The organism is Variovorax sp. EBFNA2 (assembly GCF_033802765.1).
Taxonomy (GTDB): domain Bacteria; phylum Pseudomonadota; class Gammaproteobacteria; order Burkholderiales; family Burkholderiaceae_C; genus Variovorax; species Variovorax paradoxus_H.
Map to the genome: position 1 here is coordinate 790,477 of NZ_CP138497.1, position 14,052 is coordinate 804,528.

Annotated in this window: 11 protein-coding genes and 1 pseudogene; 4 read left to right on the forward strand and 8 right to left on the reverse strand. The window is 66.7% G+C overall.

The window, feature by feature from the left end; translation table 11 throughout:
- Positions 1 to 159: 159 nt before the first annotated feature.
- The 3 genes from RZE79_RS34075 to RZE79_RS34085 are packed head-to-tail and all read left to right on the forward strand — an operon-like array spanning position 160 to position 4,571.
- Positions 160 to 903: a response regulator transcription factor gene (locus RZE79_RS34075; protein WP_319361853.1), complete on the forward strand. Its 744-nt coding sequence runs from the start codon at positions 160 to 162 to the stop codon at positions 901 to 903.
- On the forward strand, positions 903 to 2,198 hold the full coding sequence (locus tag RZE79_RS34080; protein WP_319361854.1) for a FecR domain-containing protein: 1,296 nt from the start codon (positions 903 to 905) through the stop codon (positions 2,196 to 2,198). The genes RZE79_RS34075 and RZE79_RS34080 overlap by 1 nt, the downstream gene beginning before the upstream one ends.
- 15 nt (positions 2,199 to 2,213) lie before the next feature.
- Positions 2,214 to 4,571: a CHASE2 domain-containing protein gene (locus tag RZE79_RS34085; protein WP_319361855.1), complete on the forward strand. Its 2,358-nt coding sequence runs from the start codon at positions 2,214 to 2,216 to the stop codon at positions 4,569 to 4,571.
- Between the two features lie 251 nt (positions 4,572 to 4,822).
- On the opposite strand, the pseudogene RZE79_RS34090 reads toward RZE79_RS34085, so the two are convergent.
- The 6 genes and pseudogenes from RZE79_RS34090 to RZE79_RS34115 all read right to left on the reverse strand — a co-directional run.
- A pseudogene (locus RZE79_RS34090) lies at positions 4,823 to 5,062 on the reverse strand (ABC transporter permease); the annotation flags it as partial.
- A gap of 91 nt (positions 5,063 to 5,153) precedes the next feature.
- Positions 5,154 to 5,876, reverse strand: coding sequence for a DUF4286 family protein (locus RZE79_RS34095; protein WP_319361856.1), 723 nt, complete (start codon positions 5,874 to 5,876; stop codon positions 5,154 to 5,156).
- A complete protein-coding gene (locus tag RZE79_RS34100) occupies positions 5,873 to 6,847 on the reverse strand; it encodes a tripartite tricarboxylate transporter substrate binding protein (protein ID WP_319361857.1) in 975 nt (324 codons plus the stop codon). The genes RZE79_RS34095 and RZE79_RS34100 overlap by 4 nt, the downstream gene beginning before the upstream one ends.
- 54 nt (positions 6,848 to 6,901) lie before the next feature.
- The gene (locus RZE79_RS34105) at positions 6,902 to 7,858 is read right to left on the reverse strand and encodes a tripartite tricarboxylate transporter substrate binding protein (RefSeq protein WP_319361858.1); all 957 of its coding nucleotides are present in this window, start codon (positions 7,856 to 7,858) and stop codon (positions 6,902 to 6,904) included.
- Entirely contained in the window at positions 7,851 to 9,227 is a 1,377-nt protein-coding gene (locus RZE79_RS34110; RefSeq protein WP_319361859.1) for an amidase, read from the reverse strand. Before RZE79_RS34110 ends, RZE79_RS34105 begins: the two co-directional genes overlap by 8 nt.
- Complete coding sequence (locus RZE79_RS34115) at positions 9,224 to 9,892, reverse strand: RraA family protein (RefSeq protein WP_319361860.1); 669 nt, start codon at positions 9,890 to 9,892, stop codon at positions 9,224 to 9,226. Before RZE79_RS34115 ends, RZE79_RS34110 begins: the two co-directional genes overlap by 4 nt.
- A 119-nt stretch (positions 9,893 to 10,011) precedes the next feature.
- On the opposite strand from RZE79_RS34115, the gene RZE79_RS34120 reads away from it, so the two are divergent.
- The gene (locus tag RZE79_RS34120; RefSeq protein ID WP_319361861.1) at positions 10,012 to 10,902 is read left to right on the forward strand and encodes a LysR family transcriptional regulator; all 891 of its coding nucleotides are present in this window, start codon (positions 10,012 to 10,014) and stop codon (positions 10,900 to 10,902) included.
- Positions 10,903 to 10,993: 91 nt separating this feature from the next.
- On the opposite strand, the gene RZE79_RS34125 is transcribed toward RZE79_RS34120, so the two are convergent.
- Together RZE79_RS34125 and ggt are read right to left on the reverse strand one after the other, a co-directional pair.
- Complete coding sequence (locus tag RZE79_RS34125) at positions 10,994 to 12,388, reverse strand: M20/M25/M40 family metallo-hydrolase (RefSeq protein WP_319361862.1); 1,395 nt, start codon at positions 12,386 to 12,388, stop codon at positions 10,994 to 10,996.
- The gene (gene ggt / locus RZE79_RS34130; RefSeq protein ID WP_319361863.1) at positions 12,385 to 14,046 is read right to left on the reverse strand and encodes a gamma-glutamyltransferase; all 1,662 of its coding nucleotides are present in this window, start codon (positions 14,044 to 14,046) and stop codon (positions 12,385 to 12,387) included. Before ggt ends, RZE79_RS34125 begins: the two co-directional genes overlap by 4 nt.
- Positions 14,047 to 14,052: the final 6 nt, after the last annotated feature.

Here is a 14,052-nt window from a genome sequence, read left to right on the forward strand (position 1 = left end):
GTTTGGTCAGATTTGCGGACAGCTTTCGTCTGCATTTGTGAATTTCTTTGCTACTTCATGACGAATGCCAACAATGTTGCTTACATTCACGCTTCGGAATTCGTCAGATTTCAGCAATGGATTCGCTGTCAAAATCTCCGCCGCTACCCCCTGGAGCCCATGCGCATCGCCATCCTTGAAGACGACCCCGATCAGCTCTCGCATCTCGTGCGAACCCTTGAGCAGCTGTTAACAATTGGCGAGACAACCGTGACTTGCATCACGTTTTCGAATGGGTCGACATTGCAACAGGCGCTGCGGCGGGAGAGCTTTGATCTACTGGTTCTCGACTGGAACGTGCCTGGGCTGGCCGGCGTCGAGCTGCTGCAGTGGCTGCGCAAGTGGCAGACCGACAAGGTGCCGGTGCTCATGCTCAGTTCGCGCGCCTCCGAGCAAGACGTGGTGCAGGCGCTCAACCTCGGCGCCGACGACTACATCGTCAAGCCGTTCCGTCCACTGGAGCTTCGCGCACGCGTGCAGCGCTTGATGGCCCGGCGCGCACCCGTCGCCTCGACCGACGGTGAGCGTTTCGGCCGCTGGGAGTTCGACAGGGTTTCACAGAGCGTTCTGATTCAGCCCGCGCCTGGCGACGACGCGCCAGCACAACGTCAAGCCCTCACGGACCGCGAATTTAGGCTCGCGCTGACGCTGTTCCAACATATTGGCGACACCGTGTCCCGCGCCCATCTGCTCGAAAGCGCCGGTTACAGCAACGAAGAGCTACCTTCGCGCACTCTGGACAGCCACATCTATCGGCTACGCAGCAAGCTGGGCCTCGAAGCCCAGAGCGGACTGAGCCTGCGCACTGTTTACGGGCGCGGCTACCGGCTCGAATCCACGCAGCAACCGCAGGTGGATTCCTGATGCCGACGTACGGCGCCAAGTCCCCTCTGCACCACCTCGTGGCATGCGCCTGGTTTGTCGCTGCTACGGTGGCAAGCGCGCAGTCGCCGCATGTGGTGAAGCCCGGCGAAACCTTGTGGAGCATCTCGAACCAGCAGTTAGCCACGCCATTGCGCTGGCCCGAGGTCCAACAACGCAACCAAGTCGGTGAACCACGCCTGCTCCAGCCGGGCACAGTGCTGTACTTTTCCGACGGCCGGCTCGTGCCCGAGGGCGCTGCGGTGGTCACAGCGGTCGAAGGCCAGGCCTCACGCAAGCGCGTGGGCGGCGAACAGGCCCTCACGCCCGGCATGCCGATCCAGGCCGGTGACACGCTCATCACCGGCACCGATGCCTTCGTGACCCTCGGGGTCGCCGGCGGCAGCCGCGTTGTGCTGCCGTCGCGCAGCGCGCTCGAGGTGTTGGCCGTGGATGCCAACACGGTACGGCTGCGGCTGATCGAGGGCCGCGTCGAATCGCAAGTGCACAAGCAGCAACCGAACCAGCAGTTCGAGATCCGCGCGCGGTCGATGGGCCTGGGCGTACGGGGCACGCACTTCCGCGTGCGCGACGAAGACGGTGTGCTGACCGGCGAAGTCATCGCGGGCGAAGTGGTCGTGCAGCGCACATCGCAGGCCGAACCGCCGCTCGTGCTGCGCGAGGGCCGCGGCGCGGTGCTGACGGAGAACGGCCCGTCGCAGGCGATGGGCCTGCTGCCAGCGCCCCAGTTGGTGGCCGAAACGACGGCGCGCAACGACCGCACGTTCCGCTTCACGCCTATGCCGGGCGCACAAACTTACCGCCTGCAGCTGGCGCGCGACGAACGCTTTTTGCTGCCGGTGCACGAGCAGCGCGGCCCTGGGCCTTCTTTCACGGTGCCGGCAGAACTGGCGTCGGGCCTCTACCAGCTGCGCCTCACGGCCTTCGACGCTGCGCGGCTCGAAGGCCTGCCGGGCGACAGCACCGTCTACCTGCCCACGGTCACGGGCGGCACAGGCGGCCAGGGCACGTCGTCTGTGCTTTCAGACGGGCGCGTGGAGGTCCGCTGGCCGGGCGCCTCCGGGCAACGCTACACCTTCGAACTCTCGCGCAGTCCCGACTTCGCGGTATTGCTGCTCAACGAGCCCTCGGTCTACGCCACCGGCATGACGGTCGGCCCCTTCGCGCTTGGCGGGCGCTACCACTGGCGTGCGCGCCAGGCCATCGCCGACGGCGCCGCGTCCTCTACGCCCGAAGCGGCTGGCTTCAGCGGAAGCTTCGACATCCCGGTGCGCTAAAGCGGGGCCACGCGCATGCGGCTCATCGTCGAACGCCTGTTGATGGCGCTGCTGCTGCCGCTGGCCATGCTCGGCCTCGCGCAGCGCCCCGGCCTGCCGCAGATGGACGCGTACATCCACGACCGTCTGCTGATCCTGGCCTCGCATCGGGCGTCGCCCGATATCCTGATCATCGCCATCGACGAGCACAGCCTGCGCGAACTCGGGCGCTGGCCTTGGAGCCGCGAAACCCACGCGCGCCTGCTCGAGCGGCTCGCGCCGGCCGCGCCCCGCGCGGTGCTGCTCGACCTCTTCCTGACCGAGCCGAGCGCCGACCCGCGCGAGGATGCGCGCCTGGCGCAGGCCATGGGCCTGCTGCCCGTGTACCTGCCGCTGCTGCATGCGAGCCCCCTGGCCTTCTCGAGCCACGAATGGCCGGGCTTCCTGCCGCCCCTGCCGGACTTTGCTGCGCAGGCCCGCGGCGTGGGACACGCCGACCTCGCACCCGACACCGACGGCGTCGCGCGCACGCTGTACTTGCTCGAAGGCTATCCGACCCATCTGCAGCCCTACGTGGGCGCACTGATCGCGCAGCGAATCTCGCAGCCCGCGTCCACCTCCGAGGCGACGCCGACCGATTGGCTGCGCCAGGGCCCGCTGCACCTGCTGTTTGCGGGCCCGCGCGGCAGCTACCGCACCGTGCCCTATGTCAGCGTGCTGCGCGGCGAAGTGCCCGCCGAGTTGCTGCGCGACAAGCTCTTGCTCGTCGGCGCCACCGCTCCCGGCCTCGGCGACCAGACGCTCACGCCCAACGCCGGCATCCGCGGCGTGCTGCCCGGCGTGGAAGTGCATGCCAATGCCATCGACAACCTGATGCACGGGCGCAACGTGAGCATGTCGCCGCCGCTGTGGCATACGGCCTGGACCATCGTGCCGCTGTGGATCGCGCTGTGGCTGCTGGTACGGCTGGGCCGGCATGCGCTGCCGGTCACCTTCGGCCTCGCGAGCGCATGCCTGCTCATCAGCGGCGTCGCCATGCTGGGGTGGCACCACTGGCTGCCGCCCGCCGCGCCGATGCTCGGCCTGGCCATCCTCTACCTGCTGTGGAGCTGGCGGCGCCTGGAATCGCAGTTCGTCTACCTACGCCGACGCGCGCAGGTGCTCGACGCCCTCCCCGGTGGCACCTTCGAAGTGATGCCCGTGCGCGCGCCGGCCCCGGCCGACCCGACAGCGCATCCCAAGCAAGCGCTCGACCGGGCGATTGCACGCCTGCGCCGCATGCAGCAGCTGATGGACAAGGCCATGCAGGCCATGCCCGTGGCCATGCTGATCTGCGATGAAGAGGGGCGCATCGGATCGGGCAACGCGGCCGCCTTCCGGCTGCTGGGCGGTGGATCGCTGCCATCCAACGACAACGACTGCGCTGCACTGCGCGGCGTTCGGCTGCCCGAGCTCATCGCGCCATTCGCAGTGAAGCCAGCAAGCGGCATGGACGCCGCCCGCGCTGCCCACTGGACCGACCTGCGGCACTGCGAATTCGTGACCTCCGACGCGCGCGTGTTCCGCCTCGAGGCCGCGGTTTTCAGCGGCGACGCGCCCGAAGACCGGGGCTGGGTCGTGATGCTGCCCGAGCTCACGGCGGAGCGCGAGGCGCAGCGCCAGCGCGACGAGTGGCGGCAGTTCCTGTCGCACGACCTGCGCAGCCCGCAGGTCACGATCCTCAGTATCCTCTCGATGCACGAAGCCACCGCCGATGCCGGCCTGCGCACGGCGATCCGGCGTGAAGCCGAGCGCACCCTCGCGCTGGCCGAAGGTTTCATGGACTTCGCGCTGGCCGAATCGGACGACTACCGTTTTGCGGACACGCACATCGGCACCGTGCTGCTCGATGCCAGAGACCAGGTGTGGCACTACGCGCAGGCCCAAGGCGTGCGCGTCGAAGCGCGCCTGGACGACGACGCCGGCGACACCATCCTGCGTGCCGACGGCGCGCTTCTGACCCGCGCCATCGTCAATCTGCTCAACAACGCCGTCCGCCACAGCCCGTCCGGGCGCAGCGTGGAACTGCGCCTGAACGTCGAACCCGGCGCCGAACGTGCGGACGCGACACATGTACGCATTTCCGTGGGCGACCAAGGCTCGGGCATGACGCCCGAACAGCTCGACGCCCTGCTCCACGCACCACGCGGTCGGCGCGTGCCCGCGACGCCGGAAGCCGCCCCCAGCGAAACGCAAAGCGTCAGCACACGGCGCATGGGCCTGGGCTTTTCCGTCGTGCGCGCGGTGGTCCAGAAGCACCACGGCACCCTGGGCGCGAGCAGCACGCCCGGCATCGGCACGACCGTCTGGTTGCGGCTGCCCCTGACAGATTCACGGCGTAGCACATCGAGGTGACGAGTTTTCCAACCCCGATGGGGACAACGTTGTGGAAAACCGTGTGTGCAGCGCGCCAAACCGTTGCCTGGCGGGGCCTGCAACACGGTGCCTGCGAAAGAGGCAGCGAAGGTAAAAAAACCGGGGAGATATTTCTCTCGGTGTTTTCGCCACAGTTCAGCTAGCCGCCTCGCATCTGCGCCAAGCCTGTCAACCAACGAAGAGCCATAGGCAATGCTAAGCCGCCTCTCGTTGCAGCAGCAGGACTGATGGTCGCCCTGCTCGGCCGTCTGCTCTTCGCGTGGGTAAATCAAGATGTCAATGACGAGCGCGACGAGCGCGACGAGCAGGATGGCACTCTTGATCACGTTTCGCACCGTGGACTGGATATCCATAATCGTCATGCCATTGAGCAAGATGCCGATGAGTACCGTGCCCACCAGCACGTTGCGCACTCCGCCCTTGCCGCCGCTCAGCCCGATGCCGCCGAGCACCACCACCAGGATCACATCACATCAGGCGGGCGCTGGATCCTCTGGACATCACGAATCCCGGGAAGATGCTTCGTATGTAGTCAAAATCTCAGCAGCGGCAATTCAAGAATCATCGTGAGCGCAGTTGCCGCGTTGAAAGCGACCCTGCGCTGATATCCATGCGATACCGGAAAACTCGCGCGTCGATGAGTTCTCCATACTTCTCCACTGACGCTCCCAGTCGGGCGATGCTTTTCCCGGCTGCGGCCTCGCTGGTGCATTCGACGAGCACGTAGCAGTCCTCACTGCCCACGTAGGCCGAACCCGCCGTCACCGGCCTGGAAAGGCCGGCATCGGCCTCGACAAGGTGGATCGAAGCCGTGCCCGGTTGCTCGAGCACTTCCAGAACGCCCGCCAGCGCCGGCATCATGGCCGGATCGCCGGAAGGTCGCAGCCGCATCAGTGCGACTGCAACGCCTCGCGCGACCCCTGCGCTGTGCACCAAGCGTCCGACCACACGCGTCGGCGCGATGAATCGGGAAATGTGGTGATGCGACCACTCGGTCTGGTTCGCCAGGGCCGCCTTGTAGGGCGCACCGTCCAGCACATCGAAGCTGGTGGCGTTGTAGATCTGCAGGTAGCGGGTTGGCGCACCGACAGACTCATACCGTCTGGCCTCGAGAAAGCCAGGTATTGCCACTCTCTCGGCCAGATGCTCGCGGTCGAACCACTCGTTGAAGTCGGCCTCCTCTTCGGGGAGCACTTCCATGGATGAAATCAGGATACCGTCGCCAGCAAAGACCATGTCGATTCTCTCTTTCGGATGATGATGATGTTGGTCGGTGCGGATCAATCGATCCTGATGTTCGATTCGGTGATCACCTTCTCCCACTTGATGCGGTCCCGCTTGATCGTTTCGGCCAGTCGCTGCGGCGAGCCGCCTTCGAGCTCCATTCCCATTTCAAGCAACTTGCTCTTCATCTCCGGGTCCTTCAGGATGTCATTCACGTTCTTGTTCAGCAGTGCAATGACAGCGTCGGGCGTCCGGGCGGGTGCCAGCAGTGCAAACCAGTGCAGCAGCTCGAAATTGGCAAAGCCCTTGGTCTCGGAGACTGCGGGCAGTCCGGGATAGGCGGGCGAGCGCTTCGCCGTGGTGACTGCGAGTGCCTTCATCCGGCCGGCCTTGGCCATCGGCATCGACTCCGGACCGATGGCCATCATCACAGACACCTGGCCGGACATCAGATCCTGAAGCGCGGGCGCGCCACCCTTGTAGGGCACATGCGTCATCTCGATGGACGCCGCGCGCTTGTACAGCTCCATGCCCAGATGGCTGGGGTTGCCGGCGCCGCTGGAAGCGTAGTTGATCGGTGTCGTCGAAGACCGCGCGAACGCCGTGAGTTCGTCGAACGAATTGACCGGCATTGAAGGATGAACCATGACCACGCTGGGAAGAGTCACGGCCATCACGATCGGCGCGAGGTCCTTTTCCGGGTCGTAGGCGAGCCGTCCCTTGTAGAGGGTTGGATTGACCGAAAGCCCCGCCGTGGAGGCCAGCAGGATCGTGTAGCCGTCCGGGCTCGCCTTGGCGACGAAGCTGGCCGCGATCTGTTCAGTGGCGCCCGGCTTGTTCTCGACGACGACGGGCTGCTTGAGTCGCTGCGACAGCTGCTGCCCGATCAGGCGGGACACCGTGTCGGATGCGCCGCCCGGTGGATAGGGAACCACGATGCGAATGGGCTTGTCCGGGTAGTCCCCTGCGAACGCCAGCCCTGCCATCGCCAGCGAGAGGCCACACGCAGCACGTATCAAGGCAATCTTCATATCAGCATCCAATCAAGAGAGTGAAAAATTCGTCGTCCGGAGCGCCCTGCAAGATCACTGGGGCGTGATCTTCGCGGCCTTCACCAGGCGCGCGTAGCTGTCCGCGTCCTTGCGCATGAACTCCCGGAAGGCCTCGGGCGAGTCCCCGACCGGAATGAGGGAGGTCTCCTCGAGCTGCCTGCGCAACTCCCCGCGCAGCGCGGTCTTGATCACGGCATTGAGCCTGTCGATCACGGCCTGGGGTGTCCCGGCCGGCGCGGCAATGCCGGTCCAGGTGACGACTTCGAAGTCGGGCAGCCCTGCTTCTTTCATCGTGGGAACGTCCGGAAGCAGCGGGGAGCGCTGGCGGCTGGTGATGGCCAGCGCGCGCAGCTTGCCGCTCTTGACGTAAGGCAAGGCCGTCGGCGAAGTGTCGAACAGCATGTCGATCTGCCCGCCCATCAGATCCACGAGCGCCGGCGCGCCTCCCTTGTACGGAACGTGCAGGAGCTCTACGCCGGCCTGCTGCATGAAGATCTCGGTGGAGAAATGCTGGGCAGAACCGACGCTGGCGCTGCCGAAACTCAGCTTTCCCGGGCGTGCCTTGGCCAGCGCAATCAGCTCGTTGACGCTGCGCGCGGACGACTGCTGGCCCACGACCAGGATGTTGGGTTGATCGACGATCCGCATGATGGGCGCAAAGGCCTGCAGCGGATCGAAGGGCGGATTGGCATACAGGAACTGGTTGGCGGCAAAGACACCCGCGCTGCCGACCAGCAGCGTGTACCCATCCGGCGGCGCCTTGGCGACGTAGGCGGCACCGACGTTGCCGGAGGCGCCGGGCTTGTTGTCGACCACGAAGGGCTGCTTCAGCGCGTCCTGCAGGCTCTTGCCGACCAGGCGCGCGACCAGATCCACGCTGCCGCCCGGAGGAAACGGGACGATCAGGCGCACCGGCTTGTGCGGGTAGTCATGGGCGGCCGCGCACGGGACGACGAGTGCCAGCAAGACGGCGGCCAGCTTGCTAAGCATTGCGCACCTCCAGCGGCGCAATTCGAGACGGATGCAGTGCGGCGGTGACTTCGGCAGCGACACCCAGCAGCGCGTGATCGCCGCCCGCGCGTCCGACCAGTTGCAGCCCGATGGGCCGTGCGTCGTCGTCTTCACCCGCGGGAAGCGAGATACCGCACAGCGCGAGCAGGTTGATCGGGCGGGTGAAGTGGACTGGCGCCACGTTGTGGTCGACGTCCTCGAGGCGCGGCGCGGTCATCGCCGTCACCGGCATGGCGACAGCGGACAGCCCGAGCCTGTCCATCTCGCCGGCGAACTCCTGCTGCCAGCGCGACGCGGTGGCCAGAGCCTGCAGGTACTGCACGGCCGTGGTCGCGCGGGCGGCGAGGAGCCGCGACCGCACCGACGGATCCATCAGCGCGTCCGGGTCGTCCAGGAACCGGTCATTCACCCAGGCGCCTTCGGCAATCATGATGGCGTTGGTGGGCTCCTTGAACGCCGCCAGCGGCGCTGGAAACCGGAACGGCACCAGGCTGAAACCCGCCTGCTCGAGCCTTTGCAGGCTCTGTGCGTGACATCGCGCGACGGCCGGCGCGAGGGGTGCGAGTTCGTCCACCTCCAGGATGCCGATCCGCCGGCGAGCGTCCGAGCCCGAACCGGGCGCGCCGACGAGCGCCTCGAAGCACAACCGGGCATCCTGCACCGACGACGCAAGCAGGCCCACGCTGTCCAAGCTCTCGCTGAGCGCATAGACGCCCTCGCGCGGCAGCGCATCGATGGTGGGCTTGAAGCCCACGATGCCGCAGAAGGCCGCGGGCACGCGAACCGAGCCGCCGGTGTCGGAGCCGATCGCCCAGGGCACCAGGTGGGCTGCCACGGCCACGGCCGATCCGCTGCTGGAGCCACCTGCCACCAGCGTGTCCGTGGCGCGGCCGGCCGGATTGCGCGGCGTGTCCATGTGCGTATTGGTGCCCCAGGCGCCCAGCGCAAACTGCACCATGTGGGTCTTGCCGACGATGACACCACCGGCCTCGGCAATGCGCTGAACGATGGCTGCGTCCTGTTGTGCGGTGTTGGCCGACAGCAGCGGCGAACCCGCCGTCGTGGGCTTGCCTTGGATGTTCACCAGGTCCTTCAGCGCCAACGGAATGCCGTGCAGCGGGCCGCGGTCGTGGCCTGCGCGAAGTTCCTCGTCGGCGAGGGCCGCCGCGGCCAGGGCCTCCTCTTCGTAGACCGCCAGAAAGCCCTTGAAGACGGCGTCATATGCCGCGATGCGGCGAAGGCACTCCCGCGTGAGGTTTACCGAACTCGTCTCTCCGGTTCGCAACGCACGCGACAGTTCCACCATCGGTGCGAAGGCGGGCGGCTTGGTCTGATGGGCCCTCGTCATGCCGCTGTCTCCTGGAAAACAAGGCGCGTGTCCAGCACGTCGGAATAGGACTCACCGGCGAGCAGCCGTGACAGCGTCTGCTGCTCCGCCTGTTGCAGCCCGATCGCGGTCCGGGCCAAGGCCCAGGCCTCGTCGGGCGGCATCACCAGAATGCCGTTCTCGTCAGCCAGCACGGCATCGCCGGGATGCACGCGCACGCCCGCGCAGTCCACCGGCCGGCAGAAGCTGCCCGACTGCCCACCGGCGCGGGTGGTGCGGGCGCTCAGCCCGCGGGCCCACACCGGCACGCCGAGCTCGCGCAGCTGCGCGATGTCCGTGACGCAGCCATCGACCACCACGCCTGCGACACCGCGAAGGCGCGCCGCGAGCATGCTTGCGCCTCCCATGCACGCGATCGTCTCGTCGCCCGCGCGGTCGACGAACAGGAAATCGCCGGCCCGCAGTTGCCCCAGCGCGTGATGCAGGACGGATCCGTCCGAGCCCTCGCAACGCACGGTGACGGCGGTGCCGACGCTGCGCGCCACCGCGGTGATGGCCTTGATCCGCCCATGCAGGAAGCCGCGATCATGAAAGTGGCCGATGGTGGCCGGCTCGACCTCCCTCAGCAAGGCCAGCAGTTGCAGCGCGCATGGCGGCGGCAACTCTCCTCGTTCGATTGCAGTCATTTCGGATATCGTCGTTGTGAATGACGGCAATCGTAGGTAGCCACTCCCGGCACCGATACTGATCAATTCTCACGATGGTTGATTCGAGTTCTTTATCAACGAGGTTCACCCTCCATCAGTTGGAAGCTTTCGTGTGGACCGCGCGTCTCGGCACGGTGCACGCGGCGGCGCGCCACCTGCATCTCACGCAGCCGGCGATCTCGCACCGGATTCGCGACCTGGAGGAGGAACTGGGTATCCAGCTGTTCGAACGCCAGAACCAACGCCTGCTGGTGACGGAGCTGGGCCGCAATGTGCTGGTCTATGCGGAGCGCGTGCTGGCGTCGGCGCAGGACATGGCGCGGCTCGATCTGCGGCGCACCATTACCGGCCTGGTGCGCATGGGGGTGGACGAGTCCTGCGCGATCATCGGGATGCCGCAGATCCTCAAGGACATCAAGGACAGCTATCCGGCGCTTCGCGTGGACCTGACGGTAGGCGGAGGCGCCCAACTGCTTCAGAAGATCAACAACCACGAGCTGGACATGGCGCTGCACACGGGGCAAAGCAGCCAGCCCGACGTGACAAGCCAGTTCATCGGACTGACCGAACACCAGTGGGTGGCGGCCCACGACCTGATGATGTCGGAGGGGGAGTTTCTGCCGGCCCACGCCCTGAACCACCGCATCGTCTGCAATGCGCCGCCGTCGACCCTGCATGAATCGGCATCGCGCTGGCTGGCCTCGGACGGCTATTCGTTCGAGGAATACAGCAGTTGCAACTCGCTCTCGCTCATGGTGGCGCTGGTCGCCTCCGGCCATGCGATTGCCATGCTGCCCGCATCGATCACACGCCGGCAGGTCGCCGAAAAATCCTTGCAGGTTCTGCGGGCCAAGCCGGCGGTGCCGAACGTGCCTTACTACTTCTCGTACCTGGCGCGCCACCGCAGCGACACAACGGCGCGCATTCTGGACATTGTGCTGCGCAACCTGCAAGACGCCGGGTTCTTCCAGACTGAAGGATCGTCCTAGACGAACGCACCTGCAGCATCGCGTTCACCTACCGCGGTCGCGATCGGTTGCAGCTATGTACGGAGGTTCTTGCCGGAGGCGGCTGCACGCATCAGTTCCCATGGAACCGCACAGGTTCGAAAGTGGCAAGCTCTCGAAGCATTCGCGGCCATGCCCTGAGCCCCTTCTCGATCGATGCGATGCGGAAGAACTCGTTGGGCGCGTGCACCGGTTCGTCCGGCAGGTTGTAGCCGAACATCAGTGTTTCGACGCCCATGGTCTCCTTGAGCACGGCGGTGATCGGCACGGTGGCACCAAGGCGCACGTGCAGCGGCCTGCGCCCGTGCTCGGCCAGCAGCACCCGTTCGGCTGCCACGACGAGCGGGCTGTTGGGGCTGAGACTCGAGGCGGGCGAGCCGCCGCCCTCGAAGTCGATCTGGAGCCGGACACCGGGCGGGCAGCGCTCGACAAGGTGGCGCTTGACCGCATCGAGCACCCGCTCGGGCGTCTGTCCGGAAACAATGCGCATCGACATCTTTGCGTGGGCCTGCCTCGGAATCACTGTCTTGGAACCCGGACCGGTGTAGCCGCCCCAGATGCCGTTGAGATCCAGCGCGGGACGAAGCGTGATGCGCTCGCGCAGCGAGTAGGCGCGGTCACCCGCCTCGGCGGCGCCCACCTCGGCCAGGAAAGCTTCGGCGTCGAACGGAAACGCCTGCACATCGGCGCGCTGCGCCGGCGTCAGCCCCCCCGCATCGGCATCGAACCCCGCGACGGCCACATTCCCGTGCGCGTCGTGCAACGTGGCGAGCAGCGCGCACAGCTCATGCAGTGCATTTCGCACAGCGCCGCCGTAGCGCCCCGAGTGCAGGTCCACGTCCGCTGTGCGAACGCTGATCTCGAGCTTCACGTTCCCGCGTGCACCGGTGTTGACCGTGGGCACTTCGGGATGGGCCCGGCCGCCGTCAGCCGACAGGACGGCGTCCGAACGCAGCAGGTCGCCATACCTGGCGATGATGCTTCGCAGCGAAGGACTGCCTGTTTCCTCCTCGCCCTCGAGGAAAATCTTCACGTTGACCGGGCACGCGCCTTCGACGCCGAGGAAGCTGGCGACGGTTTCGAGCGCGATCGTTGTCGAGCCCTTCACGTCCGACGATCCCCGCGCGAACAACTTGCCGTCGCGCTCGATCGGCTCGAAGGGCGGCGAATCCCACAGCTCGAGCGGTTCGGCAGGTTGGACGTCGTAGTGGCCGTAGATCAGGATCGTAGGCGTGCCCGGCGCCCCCATCCACTCGCCGTAGACCGCGGGCTGTCCGCCGCCATCGAGCAATTGCACCTCTTGAAGCCCGATGTCACGCAGCCGGTGCACAAGGAATGCACGGGTGGCGTCCATCGCCTCGGCGCAACCCGGGTCCGCGCCCACGCTCGGAAAGCGCAGGAAGTCCTTGAGCCAGTCCATGATCGCCGGCTGGCGCGCGAGCAGATCGGCAACGACCTTGTCTGTCATGACCGGACCTCCTGCACGGCGACTTCGAGCGCGACGCCGTCGCGTTGCGGATCGGCCCCGCCACGCAGCCGCAGGTCTGGCTCGATCGAGATCACGTGGGGCGCCGCGAATGCGAAGCCCAGGTGCGTCCGGCTCACCGGATGGCCCTGGCGCGCCAGTTCATCGGTGATGTAGCGGGGAATCCGGTTGGACACTTCGATGGTGTCGCTGGTGGCCGAGATGCGCGGCGCGCTGACCGCCTCCGTGGGCGACATGCCGAAGTCGACCATGTTGACGATCGTCTGGACGAGTGCCGAGCAGATTGCGGTGCCGCCCGGCGCGCCCAGAACAAAGGCGGGCCGGCCGTCCCTGAACAGGATGACGGGGCACTGCGAACTGGTGCGGCTCCTGCCCGGTCCGAGAGACGCGGCATGGCCCGGGCGCGGATCGAAGCCGCTCATCAGGCCGTTGTACATGAAGCCCAGACCGTCGGTGATGACGCCCGAGCAGGTACCCAGCGTGTGCGTGAGCGACACGGCATTGCCCTGTGCATCGACCACGCACAGCTGCGTGGTGTCCTTGGGCTCGGGCGGCGAAGGCTCGGTGCCGCGCCGCACCGACGCGCGTGCGCCGGACCTGATCCTGTCGGCGATGCCCTGCGCATGCTCGGCGGACAACAGCTTGTCGAGCGGCACCTGCACGAAGCGCGGATCGCCGACGAAGGCGTCCTTGTCGATCGTCGTCCACTTGAGCGCTTCGGCCAGCGTGTGCAGATAGGCCGGCGAGTTGTGCCCCATGGCCTTCAGATCGAAGTGCGACAGGACCTGCAGGGTCTGGATAAGGGAGATCCCGCCGCCCGGGGGCGGCAGCGCCGCAACGTCGAAGCCGCGGTACCGGCCCCTGATCGGCGGCGCCTCCGAGACCTCGTAGCCGGTCAGGTCGGCCATCGACAGGAAGCCGCCATGGGCCTGCATGTCCTGCACGATGCGCGAGGCGATCTCGCCGCGGTAGAAGACGTCGGTGCCCTCCTGCGCGATGCGGCGCAGCGTCCTGCCCAAGTCCGGATTGACGATGCGGTCACCAGGACGCTTCAGATTACCGTGCGCATCGAAGAAGGCGGCCCGGCCGGTCGCACTGAGCTGGAGCCGCTCCTGGGTCTCCTTCATCCCGTCTCGTGCGCGCTCCATCGCGCAGTAGTGGTACATGTGCGGACGCATGGCAAAGCCCTCTTCGGCCAGCGCGATCGCTGGCGCGAGGGCCTGCGCGAGAGACACCGTGCCGTAGCGCTCGAGCGCATGCACCAGGCCCGCAAGCGTGCCCAGTGTGCCGACGGCCTGATGGCCCACTTCGTTGACGTTGCCCTCGACCACGAAGGCGTAGCCGTCCTGCGTCTGCGCCACCAGCTTGTTGGCCCAGATGTCGGGTGTGACGGCGGCCGGCGCGCGCGCATAGAACTCGATGCAGGTGGTGGCGTCCGCCGCCGGCCGGTGCACCACCATCGTCCCGTAGCCGGCAATGCCCGCCATCAGGGGGTCGACCACGCATTGCGCGAAAGCCGCACTCACGGCCGCGTCGATCGCGTTGCCGCCGCGCATCAATGCCAGGGCGCCGACTTCGGCCGCTTCGGGCTGGGCCGCTACCATCATCGCGCGGCCTGCGCCGGAGACTTGATTGAACATGTGTGT

Bases quoted from the DNA above. Each gene is read 5' to 3' on its own strand.
- RZE79_RS34075 (WP_319361853.1), top strand. From the start codon at position 160: ATGCGCATCGCCATCCTTGAAGACGACCCCGATCAGCTCTCGCATCTC.
- RZE79_RS34080 (WP_319361854.1), top strand. From the start codon at position 903: ATGCCGACGTACGGCGCCAAGTCCCCTCTGCACCACCTCGTGGCATGC.
- RZE79_RS34085 (WP_319361855.1), top strand. From the start codon at position 2,214: ATGCGGCTCATCGTCGAACGCCTGTTGATGGCGCTGCTGCTGCCGCTG.
- RZE79_RS34100 (WP_319361857.1), bottom strand. From the start codon at position 6,847: ATGAAGATTGCCTTGATACGTGCTGCGTGTGGCCTCTCGCTGGCGATG.
- RZE79_RS34105 (WP_319361858.1), bottom strand. From the start codon at position 7,858: ATGCTTAGCAAGCTGGCCGCCGTCTTGCTGGCACTCGTCGTCCCGTGC.
- RZE79_RS34110 (WP_319361859.1), bottom strand. From the start codon at position 9,227: ATGACGAGGGCCCATCAGACCAAGCCGCCCGCCTTCGCACCGATGGTG.
- RZE79_RS34115 (WP_319361860.1), bottom strand. From the start codon at position 9,892: ATGACTGCAATCGAACGAGGAGAGTTGCCGCCGCCATGCGCGCTGCAA.
- RZE79_RS34125 (WP_319361862.1), bottom strand. From the start codon at position 12,388: ATGACAGACAAGGTCGTTGCCGATCTGCTCGCGCGCCAGCCGGCGATC.
- ggt (WP_319361863.1), bottom strand. From the start codon at position 14,046: ATGTTCAATCAAGTCTCCGGCGCAGGCCGCGCGATGATGGTAGCGGCC.